The organism is Limnospira sp. PMC 1279.21 (assembly GCF_032349615.1).
GTDB classification, from domain to species: domain Bacteria; phylum Cyanobacteriota; class Cyanobacteriia; order Cyanobacteriales; family Microcoleaceae; genus Limnospira; species Limnospira fusiformis.
This window is the reverse complement of sequence record NZ_JARPLU010000017.1, coordinates 21,129-46,949: the sequence shown is the minus strand read 5'-3', so window position 1 is coordinate 46,949 and position 25,821 is coordinate 21,129. Positions and strand designations below refer to the sequence as shown.

The window sequence follows — 25,821 nt, the reverse complement described above, 5'->3', positions numbered from 1 at the left end:
TATTGAGCCATTGTCGTCCCATCTGCGGAGTGTTCTTTCATGGACTCCAAGGATTTGAGCCGCTTCCTTGGGTTTGACATATCTGGCAATAGGTTTATCCTCAACTCTTCTCGCTTATTAGACCCTATTGCCCTAAAATATTAACCTAATTTGAGATTAAATCATGCTCTCCTAGGATAGATTTCTACATGAATACTCTGTGATATATTTTCAGCCGATATATCTTCAAGAATATCTTGATAGCTATATTCTTGAGCCGTCTATCATCGTCGCATAAATTTTGGACCCGAATTGTATCAGATTATGCGCTTCCGTGGTGATCTGGATCAACTAACCTGTGAGGTACAATTTCAGGCGATCGCTACACCAACACCGATCCTAAAGTTAATCAAAGTTGATCAAAGTTTAGCTAACGATGCCATGTCGCTCCGAAAACATTATTGACCCCAACTATAGTTTTCATGAAGATCCCCGACTTGTCAAGCTACACTGTCTCATAGACGCTAACAGTAAGGAACTTCGCGATTATGAAATTACAACCCCTGACCCCTTCTGCTTCGGACTCGGTTTCTGATCATGGGGTATCTGACCAAATGGGAACTTGGACTATTGAAGATAGCGAGAAACTCTACCACATTCAGGGGTGGGGTGAACCCTACTTTTCTATTAATGCTGCGGGTCATATCACGGTTTCCCCACAAGGCGATCGCGGTGGGTCTATTGATTTATATGAGTTGGTCGAGTCTCTGAAAAAACGAAATCTGGGGCTACCTTTACTGATCCGCTTTCCTGATATCCTGGAAGACCGCATTGAACGCCTAAACGCTTGTTTTTCTAAGGCGATCGCCCGCTATAATTATCCGGGAGTTTATCGGGGAGTTTATCCGGTTAAGTGTAACCAAGAACGTCATCTGATTGAGGATTTGGTGCGCTTTGGGGAGCCTTATCAATTGGGATTAGAGGCGGGTTCTAAACCGGAATTGTTGATTGCTTTGGCTTGTCTGACTACTCCCGGTGCTTTACTGATTTGTAATGGCTATAAAGACCGACAATATATCGAAACCGCCATGTTAGCCCAACGGTTGGGACGTAAAACTATTGTGGTGATGGAACAGTTAGAAGAAGTGGAATTAGCCATAGCCGCTAGTCAAAATCTGGGGATACAACCGATTTTAGGAGTGCGGGCGAAATTGGGAAGCCGAGGTGTAGGACGTTGGGGAGGTTCCACCGGCGATCGCGCTAAGTTTGGTTTAACTATTCCCGAAATTATCCAAGTATGCGATCGCCTCCAGGGTTTGGGAATGTTGGATTGTTTGCAGCTTCTACACTTCCATATTGGCTCACAAATCTCCTCTATTAGTGCGATTAAAGATGCCATCCGAGAAGCTAGTCAAATTTATGTGGAACTCGCTAAATTAGGCGCTAATATGCAATATCTGGATGTCGGCGGCGGCTTGGGGGTAGATTATGATGGTTCTAAAACTAACGCCCCCGCTTCCAAAAACTACAATATGCAAAACTATGCTAATGATATTGTGGCGGAAGTTAAGGAAGCCTGCGAACAGGGAAAAATTGATGCGCCTGTTTTAATTAGCGAAAGTGGAAGGGCGATCGCTTCTCATCAGTCTATCTTGGTTTTTGATATCCTGGGAAGTAGTGAACCCAGCACCGCCAACCCTCCGAATATTAATGATGATGACCATCTCCTACTCAGGAATTTAGCCGAAACCTATCAATCTATTAATCCCGATAATTACCAAGAAGCCTATCACGACGCGATCCAGTTTAAAGGGGAGGCGATTAGTGTCTTTAATTTCGGTTACTTGAATTTACGCGATCGCGCCAAAGCTGAACAATTATATTGGGCTTGTTGTCATAAAATCCGCGAGATTATTCGAGACTTGGAAATTATCCCGGATGATTTAAAGTCTATTGAGCAGATTATGGCTTCTATTTACTATGTAAATCTCTCCGTGTTCAAGTCTGCGCCGGACTCCTGGGCGATTGACCAACTCTTCCCGATTTTGCCAATTCATCGCCTTAATGAAGAACCAACTCAAAGGGCGACTTTGGCAGATTTGACCTGTGATAGTGATGGTAAAATAGACCGCTTTATCAATTGGGGAGATTCTAAACCCATCTTGGAACTGCACCCCTTAACCCCTTCACAGCCCTACTATTTGGGGATGTTTTTGGCGGGCGCATATCAGGAAATTATGGGGAATTTACATAACCTATTTGGCGATACCCATGTGGTTCATATTCAACTCAATCCTCAAGGTTATCAGGTAGAATATGTCATCAAAGGCGACACTATGAATGAGGTTTTGGGTTATGTACAATATGACAGTGAGGATTTGGTGGAAAGTATCCGCCGCCAAACTGAAAAAGCCCTTCAGTCCCAGAAAATTACCATCGAAGAATCTCAGCTTCTCCTACAAAACTATGAACGCAGTTTGACCCAATATACCTATTTGACCTCTCACTGATGCTCAAATTTTACGGAATGACCCCAATTTCAGCATAAAATAAGTTAAAATATACAGGTTTCCCTAAAGGGGATAATTTGAGACTATGAAAGCACAAGAAAATCGTCGGGTTCGCAAAGCTGTCATCACAGCCGCAGGATTTGGTACTCGGATGTTCCCAGCCTCCAAAATGATTAAAAAAGAGTTTTTCCCTATAGTTGATGCTGAGGGAATCGCTAAACCTGTGATTCAGGTGGTCGTGGAAGAGGCTATTAATGCTGGAATTGAAGAGGTCGGAATTATTGTTCAATCGGGCGATCGCTCCTTATTTGAGGACTATTTCCAAGGGTCTCCTAAACCGGAATTTTGGCGGAAATTGTCCCCCAGTAGTCGAGACTATAGCCACTATTTACAAACCTTGGGGGAACGGATTACTATTTTAACCCAGGAACAACAAGAAGGATTCGGTCATGCGGTTTTTTGTGCCGCCCCCTGGGTGCATGATGAGCCTTTTATGTTACTATTGGGTGACCATGTTTATGCTTCCGATTTGGAGGTAAACTGCGCCCGTCAATTGTTGGAGGTTTATGAGAAAGTTCAACAGAGTGTTATCGGTGTGCGAATTACTCCCGGCGATCGCATTCAGCACTATGGTTGTGTAGCCGGAACTCCGGTTAAAGATTCTGATTATTTATTTGACCTGACGGAAATCTATGAGAAGCCAACTCTCAATTATGCGCGGACAAATATGCGAGTTCCCGGACTGGAATGGGATCGGTTTTTGACTATATTTGGGCTGTATATCATTGAACCGAAAATCTTTGACCTCTTAGCCGACAATATCCGCCATGATGTCCGGGAAAAGGGAGAATATCAACTGACTTCCTGTTTGCAAACTCTCCTAGAAAAAGAACAAATTACTGGGTATCTTGTCCCAGGTCGCTGTTTTGATACGGGTCTACCAGAAACCTATTTTAAGACTCTGGTAGAATTCCGCAATATCAAGACTAAATCCTAGGGAGTACAGCCGATTTAATCAGGGGGGGGTTTATCAGTTACCCTCCCCAACCTTCCCTCAAAAAAAGGGGAATTTAGCGGCTATACATTTGGGTTAAATAGCGCAGGCGATCGCACAAAGGATGCGTTAACAATGTCGAACTTTCGTAGCGCCAACGCCAGTTTCCCGCATTGGTGCTAGGGTCATTCATCCTCCCTCGATTATCTAATCCTAACAGGTCTTGAAACGGGAAAATCGCCAGGTCAGCAATGGAACTTAGGGCTAACCGAATTAACGCCCAATTAATATCCTCAATGGCTTCTGGGAAAGCATACCCTAAATAGCCAGCGACGTGCTGACGAATTTCGGGACTCACGGTTTGCCACCAACCCACTGTAGTATCATTGTCATGGGTTCCCGTGTAAACAATGGAATTTCTGGTATAATTATGGGGTAGATAGGGGTGGCGAGAATCTTCCCCAAATGCGAACATGAGGATTTTCATTCCCGGAAACTCAAAGCGATCGCGTAACTCTTCCACCTCTGGGGTAATGATTCCTAAATCTTCCGCTAAAACTGGTAAACTTCCTAACTGTTGACCGAGACTTTCAAAAAATTCCGCACCCGGTGCGGTCACCCACTCCCCATTCAAAGCCGAAGTTTCCCCAAAGGGAACCCGCCAATAGGCTTCAAAGCCTCGGAAATGGTCAACCCGAACCCAATCTACATATTCCAACGTGGCGCGGAATCTTTCAATCCACCAAGCAAAATTAGTCCGTTTTAGTTCATCCCAATCATAAACCGGATTCCCCCAAAGTTGTCCGGTAGCACTAAAATAGTCCGGCGGTACTCCGGCAATATAGGCAGGGTTCAGGGTTTCTGGGTCTAGTTGAAAGTTGTTGGGCGCAAACCAGACATCAGCACTATTATAGCACACATAAATCGAGATGTCACCAATAATTTTAATGCCCTTATTGTTGGTGTAGCGTCGCAGTTGACTCCACTGTTCAAAAAACTTGAATTGCAGAAACTTATGGTATATAATCTGGGTGTGGAGTTCTTCGGTTTTGGCTTGCAAGGCTTGGGGTTCTCGGCGAGCGATCGCAGGTTCCCACTGATTCCAGTCTTTACCGTCGTTCTGCTCTAGGAGTGCCATAAATAGGGCGTAATCATTGAGCCAGGAGGCTTTTTGTTGACAAAACTCCTCGAAAGGATGGTTAGGTTGTGATTGTAGGGACTCCCAGAAGCAATCAAAGGCTTGTTTGAGGTATTGTCCTTTATGAGCAATGACCCTGGGAAAGTCAACCCGCTGGGGGTTATGGTTATCTGGTAGGGGTAGCAATTCCCGGCTATTTAGCAGCCCTTCTTCCGCTAGGCGATCGAGAGAAATCAACAGAGGATTTCCCGCGAAGGTGCTAAAGTTCATAATGTAGGGGGAATGCTCATAACCGGTCGGACCGAGAGGCAGAATTTGCCAAACTTTCTGGCCACTGCGTTCGAGAAAATCGATAAACTCATAAGCGGCACGTCCCAAGTCACCAATACCAAAGCGACTGGGGAAGCTGGTGGGGTGTAGCAAGATACCGCTGGCTCGTTCAAGGTGCATAATTAATATATATTCCCGTAGAAACCGCTTTTATTTATATCACACAAATGATGCTGGATCTACCATGTATAACATGACCAAAAAAGCTGACCGATATAGTTTTTACCCAACTCCTGAACAGGAAAACCCACCAGGGAGAACTTGGATTTTGTGTCCCCACAGTGTACAACATGGGTAGGGGCGAAAAATCGGGGTCTTTTACTAGCCATGAGGGCGGAAATATGATGAAACGCTTATGGCGATCGCCACGGCTGCTGAAATCTCTTGTGGACGGATGTTCTCATGTCAAGCCACTTACTTGAGGTAATAGCGAATATGAATAGTTTAGTTGATACTCTGAGTCAAGTTTTGATTATTGCGTATAAAGAGCCTACTCAACAATTAGAAGAATACTTGACCAAAGAAGGATTTGAATGTCTAGTTATTCGCCAAGAAGATAAGCCAGAATATCAACAATTTTCTCCAAGTTATAGGTGTATGCTCAACCACCGTCAGGCTTGGGAAATAGCGACTCAGCAGAGCCAGCCTAGTTTAATTGTGGAAGCGGATTTTGTTCCGGTTTTAGAATTTGGACAACTGCCTTTACCTTTTGATAAGGAATTGCCTAATCTCGGAATTACCTGGATTTATACTTGCAGCCCTCAAGTATATTGGGTCTCTCCAGAAGGATATGCCGAAGGTTTTTCAGTCGGTACGGTCGCTTATATTGTCAGCCCCAAAGCCGCAGAACTTCTCATTAAATTCTCCGAGAAAATCACCGAAACAACTCAGGGAAAAACTTATTCTACTTGGGATTCGGAAATAGATACATTCTTGCGCTCTCATAATTTGCAAAACTTTATTCCTTTCCGCAATTACGGAGAACACGGAGGTTTGGCTAACCCTGAACACCGCAAACATGGTTTAAGTCCTGGTCATCAAGCCGATGTTCTCTGGGGAGAAATAGCCTTTGATCCATTATATACCCAGGCATATAATCCCCAACTGATACGCGCTAAAGCCCGCCTTAAAGGCATACTGCGATTACTAGCAGGTTATTTTGTCAGAATCAAAACACTCCGAAATAGTAGAGTTCCTTGGCGGTTAATTAGCTTTAGTTTTGGTCGCCAACTGACCTTGAGATTATAGGGAAAAAACCTGTGTTAGGAATACCCCCTATACTACAGAGGTGGCTTTCTAGCTTAGAAGCCACTTTCTGAAAACATTACCCTCACCCTAAATCCGAATCCCGGGGGGGAGAGGGGCTTCGAGATAGTATGGCCCAACTTTTTGGCCAATGCGTTCCAGGAAATCGATAAACTCATAAGCGGCACGTCCCAAGTCACCAAGACCAAAGCGACTGGGGAAGCTGGTGGGGTGTAGCAAGATACCGCTGGCTCGTTCAAGGTGCATAATTAAGATATATTCCCGTAGAAACCGCTTCTATTTATATCACAAAGCGATCGCCTTTTTGGGGGGATTATTGCCTCGGTTAAACTTAAATGAATTGTGGGGTATAATAGAGGGTATCCCCCAGCACGGTTGATGCAAATCACAACTAAGAGCGATGGGGATCACCTGTTAAGGTGATCCAACTCATATGTAGTCGTCTGTATAATCACAGAAAAAATCAGCCACTTGAGGGAAGATATATATATAGTGGAGCATTGAGGTTAGGCACATGAGCAGCTACTATAACAGTATGACCAATTCTAGCGGTTCCCTTGAGGAAATGTTTGGTCAAGTGATGTTTTCCAGTGTGGTGACGACTGAAGACCGCCAAAAGTTGAAAGCTACCCTCCTCAAAGAAACCATCACCGAGGATGAACAGGCGATTATTAACCGCTTGTTGTACAATGTACGCCGGGGATGGGTTAGACTGATTGACTGAAGTTTCATTAGTAACCCGTGTTATCCACTGTTTTGCTTGTGTCCCACGGTAGTCGCGATCGCCGCCCTCAATTAGCTGTAGATAAGTTAGCACAACAGTTGAGCGATCGCCTCAAGGTGACTCAGGGTGGGGATAGTTTAACTGATTCTTTGGTGGGAAGTGCGGTTTTGGAGTTGGGACCGACTCCGCTATCTGCACAAATTCACCAATTCGCTGAGTATAGCCTGAGTTTAGGGATTCATCGAGTCCAAATTCTGCCGTTGTTTCTGTTACCTGGGGTCCATGTGGGAGAAGATATCCCCACGGAGGTGGAGTTAGCCCAAAAATCCCTGGGAACCGAGATAGAAATTCACCTACAACCTTATCTGGGAAGCCAACGCCAGCAGTTGTCTGTACTGCTGGAAAATGTTATGATTGGTTACGATGTTGATGCTTGGATTCTACTTTCCCATGGGAGTCGCCGCGCGGGTGGAAATGAAGCGATCGCTCACCTAGCCCATAAAATCAAGGCTTCTGTGGCTTATTGGTCTGTGGCTCCGGGGATGGAGTCACGGGTTCGGGAGTTGCTACAAGCAGGATATCACCGGATTGGGATTTTGCCTTATTTCCTGTTCTCCGGTCGCACTACTGATGCGATCGTTGATTTGGTGGCTAATCTTGGTGACAGGTTTCCCCACAGCCAACTACACCTCACGCCACCCCTAGACCATAGCCCACACCTGGGCGATTTGATTTGTACTTGGGCGGAATCTTGCCTCTAGGATACCACCTGCCTGCTGCAGTGGGTGGTGATTCTCATAATTCTTTCGGTTTTGAGAGGCGATCGACACTCCCTAATGGCTCTGTTGCCTTGGGGGTAATAGTTTCGGGGTTTGTAAAGTTATATTACAGATTCTCATAACCTCGCGCGAGTTTGAATAGGGCGATCGTTCAAGTAAACTGGAGCCAACAACAGAAAAGTTTTTGTTTTTGGGGGTTGACAGTCTGGCGCTGTCTCTGATAGTATTAATTTACGTGAAAACAAAGGAATTTGCTTCGACAAAAACAGCCTGTAAAGTTTTGTTAAGCACCTTCTAGGTAGTCTCGCGCGATCGCACCTTGAAAACCCCATACTGCAACGTTTCCAAAGGTATAGGGTCCAACCCTACCAATTCCCCGTCAGGGGACGGAAACCATTCATCTTCACACTCTAGTCTTATTTGTTGATGTTCGACGAGTCCAACCCTACCAATTCCCCGTCAGGGGACGGAAACGATTTTTTCTCCCCTTGAGAGGAAACAGCCCTCTTTTGAGGAGTCCAACCCTACCAATTCCCCGTCAGGGGACGGAAACTCTTAGGATTTCACTTTTTCTTAAGTTTAACATCTTTTTTTGTCCAACCCTACCAATTCCCCGTCAGGGGACGGAAACTCTAATATATACCAATCTCCTCCTTCTCTTTTTCTTCTTTGTCCAACCCTACCAATTCCCCGTCAGGGGACGGAAACTCTATGGTTTGAATCACTAGGTTCAAACAATTGGTGATTTCAGGTCCTTTGTCCAACCCTACCAATTCCCCGTCAGGGGACGGAAACAGTTGCAGGAATCACGATAACAAAGATGTTATTCATTTCTTTGTCCAACCCTACCAATTCCCCGTCAGGGGACGGAAACGAGTGATATCGATATCCCGCCAGGTTATCAGATCTTGACTGGTCCAACCCTACCAATTCCCCGTCAGGGGACGGAAACAGAAAGATCCGACAATGGACATATTCGTGCCCTTGTAAGTCCAACCCTACCAATTCCCCGTCAGGGGACGGAAACACGCCACTTATTACCCTCCAATTGATTCCATTGCTGTTCTTGGTTGTCCAACCCTACCAATTCCCCGTCAGGGGACGGAAACAATGTAGATTACAACAACGCAAACAGCAATGTCGATAGTCCAAACCTACCAATTCCCCGTCAGGGGACGGAAACTGCGGGTGGGAACATGGCACTGCTTATAGCATCATCTCTCGACAAGTCCAACCCTACCAATTCCCCGTCAGGGGACGGAAACTCTTATTAATGTAGTTAAATTCTTTGCACTGCTTTAACTAAGCAGTCCAACCCTACCAATTCCCCGTCAGGGGACGGAAACGGCGGTGGAAGTGGCGGTGGTGGTGGTCAAGCTGTGTCCAACCCTACCAATTCCCCGTCAGGGGACGGAAACCGTTTCCGCTATTTTTGAGCCAACCAGACCATTGAGCCAACCGGACGATCGCATTTCCCAGACGAGGAAAGCGAAACCGCAGAAATTAGTTAATTTGGAGAGCGATCGCCAGTATAATTTTCTGTGAGGGAATTAACTCAATCCATGGCACCAAGTTCATTGACACCAGAAACACACCTACCAACTTTCCCCGTTTTGGGATTACCAGTACATCTGGCTGATAATTATAGCCAGTGGCTGTCATCGCGGCTGAGTCAGGGTTTGGGAACTAATGTCATCACCCTCAATGCTGAAATGGCGATCGCCGCCGAATCTAATCAACCCCTAGCCGAATTAATCCGAAACGCCGACCTAGTAATTCCTGACGGTGCGGGGGTCGTGCTTTATTTAAAATTCAAAGGACACCCTATCCAGCGTTGTCCGGGAATTGAATTAGCCGAAACCCTCCTCCATCAGTTTAACCAGCTAATACCCTCTGGATTGGTGTTTTTTTATGGTGGAAAACCTGGCATTGCTCAAAAAGCCGCAGAGCATTTTCAGCACCGGATTAAAGGTTTGGCGATCGCCTCTTATCACGGCTATCTGTCCGACTCCGAAGAACAGGAAATGCTTGCCAGTCTCCAGGAATTACAACCTCAATTAATTCTAGTGGGTTTAGGGGTTCCCCGTCAAGAGTTTTGGATTGCTAAAAATCGCCATTTATGTCCTGATGCTGTGTGGATTGGAGTTGGTGGCAGTTTTGATATTTGGGGGGGAGAAAAACAACGCGCCCCCGCTTGGTTTTGTGAACATCATTTAGAATGGCTTTATCGTTTGTATCAGGAACCTTGGCGGTGGCGGAGAATGTTGGCTTTACCCTATTTTGCTTGGAAGGCTTGGATTAGGTCTTGATTAGCGGATGCCACACTCCTCTAATTTTGCCATAATTGCCAGAACTCTCGTCAATCCAAACCCTCCTAATTTCCCCATTAATCTACTGGCGATCGCAATATCCCCCACCCTCCCCGACGGGAGATGACCGGGGGGTGCTTTGTCTATTTCAAACACTAAGTTATTGTACCATAACCAGTCATTCGGTCGCCGCCATCCCACCTTTTCCCCAAACAGCTTATAAGTCTCTATATCCGCACTGGTAGAACCCCCGATTTCTTGCCAAATTCGATACTGGACACTAAATCCGAATCGACCATTACTATATTGACACCAAAGCTGATCAATGGTGCGGAATATATCACAGGGTAACTTCCCCAAACTCTCTATATCCAAATAACCTTGACTTTCCCTATGGGCTACTGCTAAAATTAAGGTGGTGGTTTCTCGGTCGGCATCCTTCCATCTGCCACTTTTCAGCAGCTTTTCTAGGAAACTATAGTCGGTAGATGGTGATAACAATGCTTTCAGGTCGTCTCGGACTTCCGACGCACTTGAAGCCCGTTTATTGCTGCTGGTCATCACCATTTTATCTAGTATATCTGCGAGGGGAGAATTTAGGCGATCGCCTAAATATTTGCGCCAATTCCATTCCCCATCATGAACATTGTATAATTGCCAGGGGGGTACTTGGGTTAATAAATAAATACAGGTCACACCCAAGCTGTAGATATCACTGCTAAAGTTAGCCTGTCCCAACGTTTGTTCCGGTGCCGCATATCCCGAGGAACCTATGCTAGTCCCCGGACTGGTTAAAGCCTTCGCTGTGGCAAATTTTGCCGCCCCAAAATCCACTAAAATCAGTTGCTGGTCCGGGTGTCTTCTGATGATATTATCCGGTTTAATATCCCGGTGAATTACCTGCTTATTATGGATAAAATCCAACAGCGGTAATAAACTCCCCAGCAGATTAATCACCTGTTGCTGGCTGAATTTTCCCTGGGTTTCCAACTCCTTTAGCAGCGTTTTACCCGGGATATATTCCTGCACTAAATATTGGCGATTATCCTGGGTAAAATAGGCATAAAGTGCCGGGATTTGGGGATGATGTCCTAACTCATCTAAACGCACCGCTTCCAGTTCAAACAGTTGTTTAGCTTTCTCAATTCCCTGAGTCCCCACCCCTTGGGGAAAAAACTGTTTAATCACACAAAGAGGCTTGGAGGGTTTGTCCTCATCAACGGCTTTAAAAGTGCGACCAAAGCCACCTTGACCGATAATGGCGATCGCCCTATAGCGTTCTTTTAATAACAGTTTAGCACCACATCGCTGACAAAACCTGCTATCAGGTGGGTTATTAGCCAAACAGTCAGGATTGAGACATTGACTCATTGACCCTCCCTCCTAGACAACCCCCTAACCTTATCTTACCTAATCCCAGTGCGATCGCGCCATCAACCCAAAACCGCCGCCGCCGAATCCCGGGAAATCCGAATTTTAGTGTTAGTATATTCCGGGGTCCATCCCTCCGTATTACTAAAATAGCGCACCGCCTTAATTCTCTTAGTATCCGTCAAGTGAAACCAGTGTTCCGTCCCTGCTGGAACATTAATATATTCTTCTGCTTCAATGACTAACTCCATTTGACCACCATCAACACCCACAAAACCAAAGACACCTTCCCCTTCAATAATATAGCGCACTTCATCATCAGCGTGGGTGTGGCACTGCTCAAACTTAGCCAGTAAGCCGTCTAAGTTAGGGATATCAGGATGTAAAACGATTAAATCCCTGGACTGATAACCAGCCGTTTCCTGAAGTTCCTTAAAATACCCATCCAGAGATTGTAGCACCTGTTGTTTTTGGTTGTCATCCAAACTCGCCTCACCCAATAGGCGGCGAATTTCTGGATCTTCTCCCACAGGCCATCTATTTAGGTTAACATTCAAAGCGGAAAGTTCTCGCCTAATATCTTCTAGGTCAGTATAGGTAGCCCCATTTTCCAGGTGTAAAATTGCCATGGTTGTCCTTGATAATCAGCGCCCCTGATTATAGCATATTGACATAATAGCCCAACCCAGAAATCATCACTTATGTCCGAAGATACATCAAGCAACCATCAGGAGTTATTAGAAATTTGGCGATCGCAAATTCGCCAAGCCGATATTAATAACGTTTTCTGTCACTGTCGAGACTGTGAAGCCGAATGGGTAAGTTCAGCCTGGGACGAAAACTGCGCCAGTTGTGGAAGCACAAATATCGAGAGAATATCCTGTTGGCAATTTCCCGATGATTAACAATTCCCCGTCGCCGAGAAATCCCCTTTCTTTGTGGGTTGTTAAAAAGGCAAGAGCCAGACATAAGCCGGGTTCTGTTGTCTCAACTGCCAATAGCAATCAAGATAGCAGTTATCTATCTGGGATGTCTGTTACCAGACACCTCTAGCGGTACACCATAAACGGGATCGGTAAAAGACCAACCGTCATCCCTGCGACCTTGCTCCCAACCGGGGTTTACCGAGCCGATACCTCACGATATCGCTGGTGCGCTCTTACCGCACCTTTGCACCCTTACCAGTGAGCCAAATTAGCCCCTTTGGCGGTATGTTTCTGTGGCACTATCCTCACGATCGCTCGCACTGGGCGTTACCCAGCAAGTCTGGTCTTTGGGGAGCCCGGACTTTCCTCAGATCCAAATTAATGAATCCGCAACCGCCTGCGCCAACTCTCGCCCTAGGGTAATTATAACAAATATCGGCATTCCCCGGTTAAATTTCCCCCAGTCTTTCCCCGTGTGGGTAATAATAATAATGGGAATGGCTAGACCAAATGGGGATTAACCGTGAGTGGGAAGTGGTTGCAAGTTTTCAAAAACAAACGCGCAGATCTCAAAGAGATTATCGCCTGTGCGATCGCCAATGCGATCGTTATCCTGGCAATTTTGCTCCTGAAACAGGCGGGAGGACTCCAAACCCTCGAATTGATAGCCTTTGATATTATGGTGCGGTTGCGCAACGATTTAGAGCCAGATCCGCGATTATTGATAGTTGGTATCACCGAGGAAGATATAGTCGCCTTCAATCGCTGGCCTTTATCTGATGAAGTTATCGCCCAACTTTTAGATCGCCTCTCCCAGCTACAACCTCAAGCGATCGGTTTAGATATCTATCGCGACATTCCCTATGAACCCGGACATCAATCATTAATCCAACAGCTTGACAACCCCAAAATTATCACCATCAAAACCCTAGGAGATGCAGACTTTCAGGGAACCCCCGCCCCTCCCACCGTCCCCCCCAGTCGGGTCGGATTCAATGATTTATTGCTAGACCCTGATGGAGTAGTGCGCCGCAATTTAATGTTAGCCACCATTGAAGACGAACCCTTCTACTCATTTTCCATGCGACTCGCCCTCAGATACTGGCAAAAACAGGGAATAGAACCCACCAATAGCCCCCTTCACCCTGATGATATTCGTTGGGGGGCGGCGGAATTTTTACCCCTTGACCGCACCAGCGGCGGATATCAGACCATTGATGACCAAGGATATCAAATTCTCCTCGATTACCGTTCCCGTAAACCCTTGGCTAGGGTGGTGAGTGTGAGCGAGGTTCTCTATGGTAACATCCCCTCCTCCTGGGTAGAGGATAAAATCGTGTTAATCGGAACGATCGCACCCAGCGGAAAAGATCTATTTCTGACTCCCTATAGTCCCAGCCGCAGAATTTCCCCGAAAATGCCAGGAGTGTTAATTCACGCCCAAATGGTTAGTCAACTTTTAGATGTGGTGGCGGGAGAACGTTCTCTGTTTGTGTTTTGGCCACCTTGGGCAGAATTTGTCTGGGCTATAGCTTGGGGGGTGGTAGGTGTCATGGTGGTGGTGGTGGTGCGTCATCCCCTGGTGTGGATATTTTGCCCCCTACTAATGTTAGGGGTTTTGTGGATGGGGGGATTTTACCTATTTTTAAACAGTGTCTGGGTTCCCATGGTTACCCCTAGCCTTACTCTCCTGTTTACTTCTGTGATTGTGATTATTTACCTGGGATTTCGCGCCCAGCGACAGCAACAGGTGGTGATGGGATTACTCGGACAAAATGCCTCCCCGGAAATCGCCAAGGCTTTATGGAATAGTCGCGATCGCCTGATGACTAATGGCAAGTTACCCGGGGAGAAACTGGTGGCTACTATGCTATTTACTGATATCCGCAATTTTAGCACAATTTCCGAGCAAATACCCCCAGAACAATTAATCGAATGGCTGAATGAGTATCTGGCTACCTTAACTCAATGTGTCCATAGTCATCGAGGTATTATCAACAAGTTTATGGGAGATGGGATTATGGCTGCTTTTGGGGTTCCTATCGCCCGCACTACGGAGGCAGAAATTGCTCAAGATGCCTATGCGGCGGTGGCTTGTGCTTTAGAAATGGGCGATCGTCTCATGGAGTTAAATAAACTTTGGCAATCCCAAAATCTACCCGTTATTGAAATGAGAGTTGGGATTTTTACCGGACCCATAGTTGCTGGCAGTTTAGGCAGTCGCGATCGACTAGAATATTGCTTGTTGGGAGATTCCGTTAATATTGCCTCTCGCCTGGAAAGTTGTGAGAAAGATAGACAGTCTGAACCCTGTCGCATCCTCATTGCTTATCAAACTTTAGTCTATCTTCCTGATGTATTTGAGGTAGAATCTTGGGGATTGATTCCTCTCAAAGGCAAACAGCAACTTATTGATGTTTACCGGATTTTAGGCTGGCAATCTCCACCTCAACCATAGGAACCCAGACAATATTCATTTCTAGGCTTTTTTGTCTTCTTTAACAACCCCTCCACTTGAGACAATAATAAATCCAAATTAATGGGTTTGTAAATGATACCATCCACATCAATCTGTGCCTGTTCTCTTTCTTCCAAATAGCCACAAGCCGTCATAATCAAGACCGGAATAAACGGGATGGTTGGTTGACACCTCAAGATTTTTATCACCTCATAACCGCTCATTTTTGGCATCATCAAATCCAAGATAATTAAGTCCGGCGGTGATGACTCAACCATCTGCAATGCCACCTGACCACTCTCGGCTGTTTGCACGTTGTAGCCAGCATCTTGCAGCAGAATTTCTACTAATAATCTGCCATCTATGGAGTCATCTACTATCAGGATATTAGCCGGGTTTTGGGGGATTACACTATCATAAATATTCATAGTCATTTTGTTGACAATATCCAACCAAATTTTCTGCAATTTACCCAGACAAAGCCAGGGGGAAAACTCTTAACTTATATCTGGGTTATTAGTATCATCGAGATGGCACGGAATTTGATGGTAGCCGATTTACAGTTACCCATTCCATACTCAATAACTTATAATATACAATACCCCCATCTATCCTCTATCTAGGGAAGTATAAAAATACCTATGTCAAGATTTGATGTCAACGCACCTAAAAAGCGGCTGATTAACATAAATCAACCGATAGTGTCAACAGGGTAAAACCCATTTGATTAGAGAGGAGACAATCGCAGAAAGCCAGAGGGGGTGGGGAATAGGAATTAAGGCAATTATTCAATCCAGCCGGAACGTAAAGCCCTGACCGCCGCCTGAGTGCGATCGTCAGCACATAACTTATTTAAGATACTGCGAACATGAGTCTTAACTGTACCCACAGTGATATATAACTTTTCAGCTATTTCGGCATTACTGCGTCCGCCGACAATCAATTCTAAGACCTCCAATTCCCGTTCAGTTAGGGGACAGGTAGATAAAAATTCTTTATACTCTGGTTCAACGGCATTTATAGTAACAGTAGCCGCATCCTTATTTTCACCTGGTAGATTTTGAGCCTGTTGTAAGACAGTGCGAGCAATCACGGGGTCAATCCAGGAATTGCCTTCACTGGTGACTTGGATAGCTTCCATTAAGCGATCGATACTCACATCTTTAACACTATAAGAATCTGCCCCCGCCGAAAAAGCACCCATCACAGCATCTTTATTATCGTGCATAGTCAGAATCAAAATCTTAGTATTTTGTCCCCCTTTTACCCGCAGATATTCTTTAAACTGTTGAGTTAATTCAATGCCATCTATATCAGGTAAACCAATATCAACAATTGCCACATCAGGTCGAGTCAATTTCAACACTTGTAAACCCTGGCGACCGTTGGAGGCTTCCCCCACAACTTCCACCTGTTCACTCTGTTGTAAGGCTGTTTTTAAACCCACACGAGTTAAATCATGATCTTCAATTAAAACCACCCGAATTTTTTTCATGATTTTACCTCCAGAAAATTTTATCAATACCAGTAAATCAATCTTAGGGGAGTTGTAACTGCTTTGTCGGAAAACAGCACTAGGCAAAATCTGCCATAATGTGCTGGTAGGAGGCTGACCCTGAGTTATTGTCAGCCACGAAACAATGATTGTATCATTAATAGGAGATGGGTCATCATCTCAGAGACAAGGCGGGAGTATCTCAACCCGATTTGACCCATTAACTGTTAAGGTGGTCTAAACGGACTCGATAGTGTGGCAAACTTTAGCTTTTTGGATAATTTCTGACAAAATACAATAACTATGTATTCTTCTGCTGTACCCTCAACACACTCCCGCCCAAATATCTTAGCGGTTGATGATTCCCCAGAAAATCTATTTCTGATTGAAGCAATGTTAGCTGACGAGGGATACACGGTTTATTGTCAACCGGACGGGGAGTCAGCCCTAAAAACGATATTAGAGAAGCCCCCCCAACTGGTATTATTGGATGTGATGATGCCGGGAATTGATGGGTATGAAGTGACGCGCCGTATCCGCAATAATCCCAATCTGCCATTTATCCCGATTTTATTGATTACAGCCCATGATCAGTCTAGTGTAGTGGAAGGACTGGACGCGGGGGCGGACGATTTTATCCGTAAACCGGTAGAAATTGACGAACTCCTAGCCAGAGTGCGATCGCTACTCAGACTTAAACATAGTATCGATGAACAGGCGCAAATGGCACGCCAACGGGAAGATTTTGTCTCTCGTCTCACCCACGACCTACGGACCCCCCTGGTGGCGGCGGATAGAATGTTAAAACTATTCCAGCAGGGTGCATTAGGACAAGTGACCCCAACAATGTCAGAGGCGATCGCTACTATGATTAGCAGTAACCAAAATCTGCTACAGATGGTAAATACCCTACTGGAAGTATATCGCTATGAAGCCGATCGCAAAACTATTGCCTTCTCTAGCCTAGACTTGAGTGCATTAGTCAAAGAGGTAGTGGAAGAATTGACCCCCCTGGCTATGGAAAAAGGCTTAACCATAGATATAGACCAGGTGGAAGCGGGGATATCAATGGTGGGAGACCCCTTAGAATTGCGGCGGGTGGTGATGAATTTGTTGGGAAATGCGGTGAAATTTACAGATATGGGCAAAATTACCGTCCTTCTAAAGGTAGCAGCCACGCCGACCCATGGCACACCTGAGATAATTTTACAAGTTGAGGATACCGGAGAGGGAATGTCTGATGGCGATCGCGCCATTATTTTTGATCGGTTTCGTCAAGGAAACCATAAGCGATCGGGAAGTGGCTTAGGACTGCATTTGGTCTCCCGAATTGTTGCCGCCCATCATGGCAGTATTGATGTGAAATCCCAAAAGGGTCAGGGTAGCTGTTTTACGGTCAAATTACCTAAAAAGTTGGCCTAAAAAATTAGTGCGAGTTTTCAGCATAATCTCGTATACTGGTACACTGCGAGACTAAAATTTTCAATTGAGAACCTACCCGCGATAACCATGAGAACCTACTACTGCGGACACCTAAGAAGTGTTAATATTGGAGAAACAGTCACCCTCTGCGGCTGGGTCGATCGCTATCGCGATCATGGGGGGGTGGTATTTCTGGATCTGCGCGATCGCAGTGGTCTGGTACAAATTATCAGCGATCCTGAACGCACCCCTAATTCCTACAGCCTTTCTACTTCTGTCCGTAATGAATACGTTTTACGCATCACTGGTCGGGTTTCACAGCGTCCCGAAGAGTCCATCAACCCCAAAATACCTGGGGGGGATATAGAAGTATATGCTGATGAAATCGAGATCCTCAACGGACTAGGAAAGCCTCTACCATTCCTGGTATCTAGTAATGATACCGAATCGGTCCGCGAAGAATTACGCCTCAAGTATAGATATTTGGACCTGCGACGGGAACGCATGACCCGTAACCTACAATTGCGCCATGAGGTGATTAAGGCTATGCGGCGCTTCCTGGAAGATCAAGAACATTTTATTGAGGTGGAAACCCCAATTTTGACGCGATCGACTCCCGAAGGCGCACGGGATTATTTGGTTCCCAGTCGGGTTAACCCCGGGGAGTGGTTCGCCCTTCCTCAGTCTCCCCAATTGTTTAAACAAATGCTGATGGTCTCCGGGTTCGATCGCTATTATCAGATCGCCCGCTGTTTCCGGGATGAAGATCTACGGGCTGACCGACAACCGGAATTTACTCAATTAGACATGGAGATGAGTTTCATGTCTCAGGAGGAAGTTCTCGCCTTAAATGAGAACCTGGTTTGTCATATTTTTAAGACTGTCAAAAATATTGATTTACCCCGCCCATTCCCGCGCATGACCTATAGTGAGGCGATGGAACGCTATGGGAGTGATAGACCAGATACCCGCTTTGGCTTAGAACTGGCTGATGTTTCTGACCTGCTGAAAGATTCCGGTTTTAAAGTATTTTCCGCCGCCATAAAATCGGGGGGGATTGTGAAAATCCTGCCGATTCCTGGGGGAAATGATTTGATTTCTAATGTGCAAATTAAACCCGGTGGGGATTTGTTTAAAGAAGCCACCGAAGCCGGGGCGAAAGGATTGGCTTATATTAGGGTGAAAGCCGATGGACAAATCGATACTATCGGCGCGATTAAAGATAACCTGAGTGATGACCAAAAAGCGGAAATTCTGCAGCGCACTAATGCTAAAGCGGGGGATTTATTACTGTTTGGTGCGGGGGATGTAGCCACGGTTAATAAAACCTTGGACAGACTGCGATTAGTGATTGGTAACAGGTTGGGATTGATTGACCCGAACCAAATTAATCTGCTGTGGGTGACGGATTTTCCTATGTTTGAGTGGAACCAGGATGAAAAACGCCTGGAAGCTATCCATCACCCCTTTACTTCTCCCCATCCTGATGATATTAACGATTTGAAAACGGCGAGGGCTCAGGCTTACGATTTGGTGCTAAATGGTACGGAAATTGGCGGCGGTAGTCTCAGGATTTATCAGCGGGAAATTCAAGAGAAGGTGTTTGATGCGATCGGTTTATCTACGGAGGAAGCCTACAATAAATTTGGCTTTTTATTAGAAGCCTTTGAATATGGAACACCCCCCCATGGCGGTATTGCTTACGGTTTAGACCGCTTAGTGATGCTATTAGCTGGGGAAGATTCGATCCGAGATGTGATTGCATTTCCTAAGACACAACAAGCCCGTTGTTTGCTGACCAATGCACCGTCTGGGGTTGATCAAAAACAGTTAAAAGAACTACAGGTGGCTTCTACCTATAAGCCGAAAAAATCCGAGTGATTTGGTGGTGGAGACCATCACGATTTGCTGTTCTTAGCACAGCGATCGCATAAACCAAAAAATTCCAGGGTATGATAGTAAATCTTAAAATGGTGGGATTCTTGTAAGGTGGTTTCTAAATGATGCACTGGACACTCATCAATCACAATTGAGTAACCACACTCAACACAGGTCAGATAGTGTTCATCCTCCTGTACCAGACCATAAACAGATTCCCCAGTCCCTAATAGCCGCACATGAACCAAACCCTCCTTTTTCAGTGCATCGAGGGAACGGTAAATTGTGGCTAGTCCCATAGCCTGGTCATTTTTACGCATTTCCATATACAGATCCTGAGCCGAAAGCGATCGCCTCAGGGTTTTAAGTTTGTTCAAAATTCGTTCTTGACTACGAGTCCGACGAGTGTTCATTACTTCCCATTACCATTGCTCAATTTGGCGCTTATCTATAGGCTATCATTAATGATAACAATAGCAACCGCTGTCTACAACTATTATGATTCAAAGCCCTTCAAGTATCCAGTCCCCCAATCCGGTTTTCGCCCGTCACGAGACGTTTCACCCTCGGTTTGGCTGGCTAAAAAAGGGGTTTGATCAAGCCGAAAAAGATGATCGTATTTTTTTGGCGGAAGATGCGCCAGTGCGTCTCGGTGTGGGGAAAAATATGGTGCGATCGCTTCGTTATTGGTGTCAAGCCTTTAAGATTTTAGAAGGCGATCGCTCCTTAGACCCAATCAGACTTACACCGTTGTTATCCCTCAATTTTTAGTCCAAGGCAGAGAAAAAACTTAGATTTTTGAACCTGTGAACAGGGGGATATGCACTGTGGGGAAACACTCCGAGATATGCGGTTGATTGTGATTGACCAATGGAAAAAAACTGTCTTCAGTGACGTTTAATCTTCCGTGAAAGCGATCGCACGTTGAGGGTTAAGTAGTGGGAAGACCTGGCGGGTGATCAAACCTCCAGCGTACCCCTGGTGCAAAAGGTCACATAAAATCTGGTTATAATTTGTTCAAAATCTATCAATTGAACAGGCAAAATATACGATGGAAATTATCAAACTCAAAATCCGGGCGGATGGGGAAGGAAAAGTTATTTTACAAGTGCCTCAAGATTTAGCGAATCAAGAGTTAGAGATAGCTGTTATCTATCAATCCGCTTCTCCACCTTCCGCCACTCAAACCCCAGACGAATTAGGCTGGCCTCCGGGATTTTTTGAACAAACCGCAGGCTGTTTAGCCGATGAACCGTTGGTCAGATATGACCCAGGGGAATATCAGGTGAGGGAAGAAATCGAGTGATTTATTTACTGGATACAAATGTCTGTATTCTGTACCTAAATCGTCAGGATGAGAAGCCATGGCAGGAGAAATTTTTCCCCACCAAGGGCGATCGCCTCGGGAAAACCCGGTTGATCCGCCAACAGATTGAAGCGATCGCCCTGGTGTGAACTCTACCGCTTCTGGAATAGGAGGACGATGGCAGGGTCTCTATAGCCGCCGGTAGGTTGACTTTTTGCTCCAGCGCGGTACTATGGACGATGGACATATAGCGTTTCTCATGTCCATAAGGAATACGCCCTCACCCCAAACCCCTCTCCCAGAAAGGGAGAGGGGCTTTGAAAAGTACATAATGAGTCCACCGAACCGCTATAACAAGCTGATCCAGTCCCTGAGTTAAGAATGTAAAATTTTATTGCTCAGGCCGATCGCCCAGGCACAGACTGGGTAACAATAAGGGTTTTGTTTACCAGACGTCACCGGAAACCATCGTGATTCAAACCAGCCTCAATCGTCATATCATCGATCCACCCCAAAGCGTGAATCCGGTTTTTGCCCGTCACGAGACCTTTCACCCTCGGTTTGGCTGGCTGAAAAAGGGTTTTGATAAAGCTAAGGAAGATCCTGGGGTATTTTTGGCGGAAGATGCGCCAGTGCGTCTCGGTGTGGGGAAAAATATGGTGCGATCGCTTCGTTATTGGTGTCAAGCCTTTAAGATTTTAGAAGGCGATCGCCCTACAGTATTCGGCGAAAATCTTTTAAAAGATGACGGCTGGGATCCGTTTTTGGAAGATCCAGCTTCTCTGTGGTTGCTACACTGGAATTTGCTCAAACCCCCCTGCGACGCGGCAGCATGGCATTACACTTTTAATCAGTTTCGGCGGGTGGAATTTTCCCAAAATGATTTGTTCTTGGCGGTGTCCGACTATGGGAAAACTCTCAAAAAAAATCTGGCTGATTCTTCAATTAATAAAGATGTTAGCTGTCTGCTAAGGATGTACGTTAAACAAAGCCGAAATCATCAAGTGAGTGAGGATTCGATTGATTGTCCTTTTGCCGAATTGGGTTTAATTACTAGGGCTGGCGACTCTAAATATTACACCTTCCGAGTCAACCAGAAGCGGAATTTACCCCCGGAAATTGTAGTAGCAGCCTGCTTAGAATACGCTGAATTTGTGGGGCGTGAACAACGCACGATCGCCCTGTCTCGGCTGCTTTATGATATCGGTAGCCCCGGTATGGTATTTAAGTTGCCAGAAAGTGCCGTCTGTGATGCCATTGAACGGGTGGCGCGGGGGTGGGATGCGATCGGTTTATCGGAAGCCGCCGGATTAATTCAGTTTTACTTTACCCAAAATCCCCAAGAATTAGCGGATCATCTGCTGGGAATGTATTACAATAAAAGGAGAGTTGATTAATCCAATGCCTAAACTTTTATCAGATTATTTTAGCCTCAATCGTCGCTATTCTCGGTCTATCAATATCGAGCGGGATTTTGACAATGTGGAAGCCTTAGCCGGATATATTCTAACAGAGCGATCGCTAGATGCACTGCGGCGAATTTTGACCGGATTTACTAACCCCCAAGCTAACCGCGCCTGGACGCTAACCGGAGTCTATGGAACCGGAAAATCATCCTTTGCTCAATTCTTAATTGCCGCCTGTGGCGACGAAAAAAATTCCGCCCACCAGGAAGCCTTAGCACTAATTGAAACTACCCTTGGTAGCGACAGTAAAGAGTATTTATCATTAACTAAAACTATCCCCAAAGCAGGTTTTTTTAGGGCGATTGTCACCGCACAAAGGGAACCTTTAAGCCATACAATTATTAGGGCTTTATATCGTGGCTGTGAAAGTTTTTGGGCTGACAAAAACCCACAGAAAAGACCCCAAGTATACCGAGACTTAGTAGATTTAAATGCAGAAATTGACCACCAAAACTCTGTCAATAGTAAAGATGTTGTCACCCTAGTTAAAGAAATTAGTAAAGCCGCCGCAACTCCCCTGTTAATTATCATTGATGAGTTAGGAAAAAACCTAGAATTTGTCGCCCAAAATCAAGGGGCAGAAGATTTATATCTGTTGCAACAATTAGCAGAACTTCCTCGTGATAGCAATTCTCCCATTTATTTAATTGGTTTGCTACATCAAGCCTTTGCAGACTATGGGGAAAGATTGAGTTCTGTTCAACGCAACGAATGGGCGAAAATTCAAGGCAGGTTTGAAGATATCCCCTTTAAAGATTCCTCCCCTCAAATGCTTCGATTGGTGGGTAAGGCGATCGATGCTTCAAATGCCAAAACCTATACAGGCGCGATTAATGACAGGGCTAGACAATGGTTTGATTCACTACCTGTCGCACTTACCTCAGACATCACTACTGAGGTGCTGGGTGCAACCTATCCCCTGCATCCGTTGGCGGCGTTAGTATTACCTGAATTATGCACCCAATACGCCCAAAACGATCGCTCCTTATTTACATTCCTCACCAGTGCCGAACCCTATTCCTTTAGGCGCTATTTAGAAGAGACGATCGCAGATGATACGAAACTGCCGACCTTGAAACTCGACCGTGTTTACGACTATTTTATCGAAGCCGTGGGGATGGGTATCACCTCCCGCCCGAAACTGCAACGATGGATAGAAGTGCAGGGCTTAATTAACGATGTTTCCAAAACCTTGGATCCTGACAGTTTACGGGTGCTGAAAACTATCGGAACCTTAAATATTGTCACCACCACCGGGGGGCTGAAAGCTACACGATCGCTTGTGGCTTTGGCAATGTGTGACGGTGTGGACGAGTCCCAGGAGTGGGAAAAAGCGATCGAGAACCTGCTGCAAAAAGGAATCGTTACCTATCGGCGACAAGTTGATGAGTTGCGGATTTGGGAAGGGTCTGATTTTAATGTAGATAGCGCCGTAGCCGACTATTTGGGAAGCGATCGCACCACCCTAGTCGAACTTCTGTCGGAAATTCGCCCTTTGGAACCCCTAGTCGCCCAACGACACAGTTATGTTACAGGAACCCTGCGCTATTTTGAACGGCGCTATCTTGATAATCCTATACATCTCTCCGCTCTTTCTTGTACCCTGAAAGATGCCGACGGTGCGATCGCTTATTGGGTGGGGGAACAATTGCCCAATGTTATGCCAGAAATGACCACCGACGGCAAACCTTTAATCGTGGTTGGTGTCGCCAAATTGGAAACCTTGCGGATACAGGCGCGGGAATTGGCTGCATTGCGACACATTGAAAATAATGCTCCCGAATTGCAAAGCGACGGGGTGGCGCGGCGAGAAGTGCGTTACCGTTTAGTGCAAGCCGAGGAGTTATTTGATGATAGCCTTAGTCAGGCTTTTGACCTCGCGGAAAATCCCAACCAATGCTGGATTTTGGGAAAACAAGAAACCCTCAACCACATTACCCATTTTCACGCCCAACTGTCGCGGGTGTGCGATCAGGTTTATCCTCAAACCCCGATTTTGTGGAATGAACTAATCAATCGGCGCGACCTCACCTCCCAAGGCGCTAAGGCGAGACTGGAGTTGATTTCGGCAATGTTGCAATACGGCGATCGCCAACGGTTAGAATTGACAGGATACAGCCCGGAAGTGAGTATCTATTACTCCCTTTTGTCGGAAACCAAAATCCATCGCTGCGAGGATGACCAGTGGGGATTTTACCCGCCGCCGGAAGATGCGGGGATTTTCAACGTTTGGAAGGCGATTGAAACCTTTTGTCTGGAAGCGAAAGAACAACAGCAAACCTTAGATTTGCTTTATCAGCGCCTGCAAGCGCCTCCCTACGGCATGAAACAAGGGGCGATCGCCATATTGTTAGCGGCGGTGCTGCTTTACCTTATCGACGACGTGGGGGTTTATAAAGATGGCTCCTTTATCCCCGTGTTGGGATTGGAACATTTCGAGATATTGGTGAGGTATCCCGATCGCTTTTCCGTGAAATACTTTGAAGTCCTCGGAGTGCGATCGCAAGTCTTTAAAGAATTGGAGGCAATTTGGGGGAAACGCAAACCCCTCAATAAACCGGGGCTTCGTAATATCACCCTGTTAACAGTCGTTAAACCCTTGTTTCAATTCGCCAAAGCATTACCCCCCTACACCACTCAAACTAAGCGCCTCAGCGCCCAAGCAGTGGGGGTGTTGCAGGCGTTGCAGCGAGACCAGGAACCGGACGAACTGGTGTTTACATCTTTACCGCAAGCCTGTGGTTTGCCGGCAATTACCAGCCAAGAGGGAGAGGATGCCAATATTGCCAAAACCCTCCGCACCAAGCTAGTAGAAGCCCTGCGAGAGATTCAGACTGCTTATGATTGCTTGCTCAACGACTGTCAGACGCGCTTATACGAGGCGTTTGGCATCAGAAGCCCCGAAACTCGCCTGCGGGAAGATTTGCGAGTGCGTGCGAGTTATATTAGCGGTCAATCTCTGGAACGTCGCCTAACCAGTTTTGCTCAGGCGGCAGCAGATGAGAATAAAAGCGATCGCCAGTGGTTAGAAGCACTGGTGATGATAGTTGCCGATAAACCTGCCGAGTCCTGGACTGATGAAGATGCCACCGGATTCGAGATTAAACTCAGCGACATCGCCAGAAGGTTTAAGAACCTGGAAGCCTTGCAGAAAGAAGTCGCCGCCAAAGGAGAGGGATTTGAGGCGCGGCGGATTACGGTTACCCGTCCCGACGGCAAGGAAACCCACGGCATAGTCTGGAGCGATCGCGAATCCCAAGGTAAAATCGAGGCGTTGGTTGAAGAAATATTGCAAAAACCGATTTTGCGAGATAATCCTCAACTCCAGCAAGCCTTTGTTGCTAAACTAACCGAAAGAGTTTTGGCAGCAACCTCCCCCGAGAATATTCCTCAAATGCAGGGAAAGCGTCAAACCCTGAAGCCTGAAGCCGATCAAATCAGTGTGAATTAATCGCCAAATCCAGGAGGTT

22 protein-coding genes, 1 other RNA gene, 1 pseudogene and 1 CRISPR repeat array are annotated in these 25,821 nt (G+C 46.0%); of the genes and pseudogenes, 15 read left to right on the top strand and 9 right to left on the bottom strand.

The window, feature by feature from the left end; translation table 11 throughout:
- The coding region (locus P5683_RS04735; protein ID WP_187758728.1) for a MerR family DNA-binding transcriptional regulator at positions 1-90 on the bottom strand (90 nt) is incomplete at its 3' end.
- A 437-nt stretch (positions 91-527) separates the two neighbouring features.
- Between P5683_RS04735 and speA the strand changes: the two genes are divergently transcribed.
- Both speA and P5683_RS04725 read left to right on the top strand, forming a co-directional pair.
- Complete coding sequence (speA, locus tag P5683_RS04730) at positions 528-2,489, top strand: biosynthetic arginine decarboxylase (RefSeq protein WP_006623438.1); 1,962 nt, start codon at positions 528-530, stop codon at positions 2,487-2,489.
- A gap of 85 nt (positions 2,490-2,574) precedes the next feature.
- Positions 2,575-3,486: a UTP--glucose-1-phosphate uridylyltransferase gene (locus tag P5683_RS04725; RefSeq protein WP_006623439.1), complete on the top strand. Its 912-nt coding sequence runs from the start codon at positions 2,575-2,577 to the stop codon at positions 3,484-3,486.
- 73 nt (positions 3,487-3,559) lie between these two features.
- Here P5683_RS04725 and malQ read toward each other — a convergent pair whose 3' ends face one another.
- Positions 3,560-5,071, bottom strand: coding sequence for a 4-alpha-glucanotransferase (malQ, locus tag P5683_RS04720; protein ID WP_315639320.1), 1,512 nt, complete (start codon positions 5,069-5,071; stop codon positions 3,560-3,562).
- Positions 5,072-5,386: 315 nt separating this feature from the next.
- Here malQ and P5683_RS04715 point away from each other — a divergent pair, with 315 nt between their 5' ends.
- Positions 5,387-6,199: a hypothetical protein gene (locus tag P5683_RS04715; protein ID WP_008054892.1), complete on the top strand. Its 813-nt coding sequence runs from the start codon at positions 5,387-5,389 to the stop codon at positions 6,197-6,199.
- Between the two features lie 135 nt (positions 6,200-6,334).
- Here P5683_RS04715 and P5683_RS04710 read toward each other — a convergent pair.
- Positions 6,335-6,463: pseudogene (locus P5683_RS04710) on the bottom strand (4-alpha-glucanotransferase); the annotation flags it as partial.
- A gap of 268 nt (positions 6,464-6,731) precedes the next feature.
- Here P5683_RS04710 and P5683_RS04705 point away from each other — a divergent pair.
- The 3 genes from P5683_RS04705 to P5683_RS04695 all read left to right on the top strand — a co-directional run bounded on the left by P5683_RS04705 (position 6,732) and on the right by P5683_RS04695 (position 10,029).
- Positions 6,732-6,941 carry a hypothetical protein gene (locus tag P5683_RS04705; protein ID WP_006670650.1) on the top strand — a complete coding sequence of 70 codons (210 nt, stop codon included), beginning with the start codon at positions 6,732-6,734 and terminating at the stop codon, positions 6,939-6,941.
- 17 nt (positions 6,942-6,958) lie between these two features.
- Positions 6,959-7,702 carry a sirohydrochlorin chelatase gene (locus tag P5683_RS04700; RefSeq protein WP_315641785.1) on the top strand — a complete coding sequence of 248 codons (744 nt, stop codon included), beginning with the start codon at positions 6,959-6,961 and terminating at the stop codon, positions 7,700-7,702.
- Positions 7,703-8,077: 375 nt separating this feature from the next.
- Positions 8,078-9,138: direct repeats of the CRISPR family, unit length 37 nt; unit sequence GTCCAACCCTACCAATTCCCCGTCAGGGGACGGAAAC.
- A gap of 144 nt (positions 9,139-9,282) precedes the next feature.
- Positions 9,283-10,029, top strand: coding sequence for a WecB/TagA/CpsF family glycosyltransferase (locus tag P5683_RS04695; protein ID WP_108615221.1), 747 nt, complete (start codon positions 9,283-9,285; stop codon positions 10,027-10,029).
- Here P5683_RS04695 and P5683_RS04690 read toward each other — a convergent pair whose 3' ends face one another.
- Positions 10,030-11,400, bottom strand: a complete 1,371-nt coding sequence (locus tag P5683_RS04690) for a protein kinase domain-containing protein (RefSeq protein WP_006623452.1) — start codon at positions 11,398-11,400, stop codon at positions 10,030-10,032.
- Positions 11,401-11,462: 62 nt separating this feature from the next.
- On the bottom strand, positions 11,463-12,029 hold the full coding sequence (locus P5683_RS04685) for an acireductone dioxygenase (protein WP_006623453.1): 567 nt from the start codon (positions 12,027-12,029) through the stop codon (positions 11,463-11,465).
- Positions 12,030-12,101: 72 nt separating this feature from the next.
- Here P5683_RS04685 and P5683_RS04680 point away from each other — a divergent pair, with 72 nt between their 5' ends.
- Positions 12,102-12,305, top strand: a complete 204-nt coding sequence (locus tag P5683_RS04680; RefSeq protein WP_006623454.1) for a hypothetical protein — start codon at positions 12,102-12,104, stop codon at positions 12,303-12,305.
- Positions 12,306-12,353: 48 nt separating this feature from the next.
- Here the strand turns inward: P5683_RS04680 and rnpB are convergent.
- Positions 12,354-12,736, bottom strand: an RNA gene (rnpB, locus tag P5683_RS04675) — RNase P RNA component class A.
- Positions 12,737-12,849: 113 nt separating this feature from the next.
- Here rnpB and P5683_RS04670 point away from each other — a divergent pair.
- Entirely contained in the window at positions 12,850-14,784 is a 1,935-nt protein-coding gene (locus P5683_RS04670; RefSeq protein WP_315641784.1) for an adenylate/guanylate cyclase domain-containing protein, read from the top strand.
- On the opposite strand, the gene P5683_RS04665 is transcribed toward P5683_RS04670, so the two are convergent.
- Together P5683_RS04665 and P5683_RS04660 are read right to left on the bottom strand one after the other, a co-directional pair.
- Positions 14,775-15,218, bottom strand: a complete 444-nt coding sequence (locus tag P5683_RS04665; RefSeq protein WP_187758143.1) for a response regulator — start codon at positions 15,216-15,218, stop codon at positions 14,775-14,777. The genes P5683_RS04670 and P5683_RS04665 overlap by 10 nt on opposite strands.
- 350 nt (positions 15,219-15,568) lie before the next feature.
- The gene (locus tag P5683_RS04660) at positions 15,569-16,279 is read right to left on the bottom strand and encodes a response regulator transcription factor (RefSeq protein WP_006670859.1); all 711 of its coding nucleotides are present in this window, start codon (positions 16,277-16,279) and stop codon (positions 15,569-15,571) included.
- A gap of 303 nt (positions 16,280-16,582) precedes the next feature.
- Here P5683_RS04660 and P5683_RS04655 point away from each other — a divergent pair, with 303 nt between their 5' ends.
- Positions 16,583-17,701: a hybrid sensor histidine kinase/response regulator gene (locus P5683_RS04655; RefSeq protein ID WP_006623458.1), complete on the top strand. Its 1,119-nt coding sequence runs from the start codon at positions 16,583-16,585 to the stop codon at positions 17,699-17,701.
- Between the two features lie 87 nt (positions 17,702-17,788).
- Positions 17,789-19,582 (top strand): aspartate--tRNA ligase, encoded by a 1,794-nt coding sequence (aspS, locus tag P5683_RS04650; protein WP_006623459.1) that lies wholly within the window; start codon positions 17,789-17,791, stop codon positions 19,580-19,582.
- A gap of 17 nt (positions 19,583-19,599) precedes the next feature.
- Here aspS and P5683_RS04645 read toward each other — a convergent pair whose 3' ends face one another.
- Complete coding sequence (locus P5683_RS04645; RefSeq protein ID WP_111892843.1) at positions 19,600-19,992, bottom strand: Fur family transcriptional regulator; 393 nt, start codon at positions 19,990-19,992, stop codon at positions 19,600-19,602.
- Positions 19,993-20,077: 85 nt separating this feature from the next.
- Here P5683_RS04645 and P5683_RS04640 point away from each other — a divergent pair, with 85 nt between their 5' ends.
- The 5 genes from P5683_RS04640 to P5683_RS04620 all read left to right on the top strand — a co-directional run bounded on the left by P5683_RS04640 (position 20,078) and on the right by P5683_RS04620 (position 25,802).
- The gene (locus P5683_RS04640) at positions 20,078-20,350 is read left to right on the top strand and encodes a DUF4007 family protein (RefSeq protein WP_008054236.1); all 273 of its coding nucleotides are present in this window, start codon (positions 20,078-20,080) and stop codon (positions 20,348-20,350) included.
- Between the two features lie 280 nt (positions 20,351-20,630).
- Positions 20,631-20,885 carry a hypothetical protein gene (locus tag P5683_RS04635; RefSeq protein ID WP_006618799.1) on the top strand — a complete coding sequence of 85 codons (255 nt, stop codon included), beginning with the start codon at positions 20,631-20,633 and terminating at the stop codon, positions 20,883-20,885.
- A complete protein-coding gene (locus P5683_RS04630) occupies positions 20,882-21,034 on the top strand; it encodes a hypothetical protein (protein ID WP_006623462.1) in 153 nt (50 codons plus the stop codon). Before P5683_RS04635 ends, P5683_RS04630 begins: the two co-directional genes overlap by 4 nt.
- Before the next feature lie 321 nt (positions 21,035-21,355).
- Positions 21,356-22,282 (top strand): DUF4007 family protein, encoded by a 927-nt coding sequence (locus P5683_RS04625; protein ID WP_006623463.1) that lies wholly within the window; start codon positions 21,356-21,358, stop codon positions 22,280-22,282.
- 4 nt (positions 22,283-22,286) lie between these two features.
- Complete coding sequence (locus tag P5683_RS04620; RefSeq protein ID WP_315639339.1) at positions 22,287-25,802, top strand: hypothetical protein; 3,516 nt, start codon at positions 22,287-22,289, stop codon at positions 25,800-25,802.
- Positions 25,803-25,821: the final 19 nt, after the last annotated feature.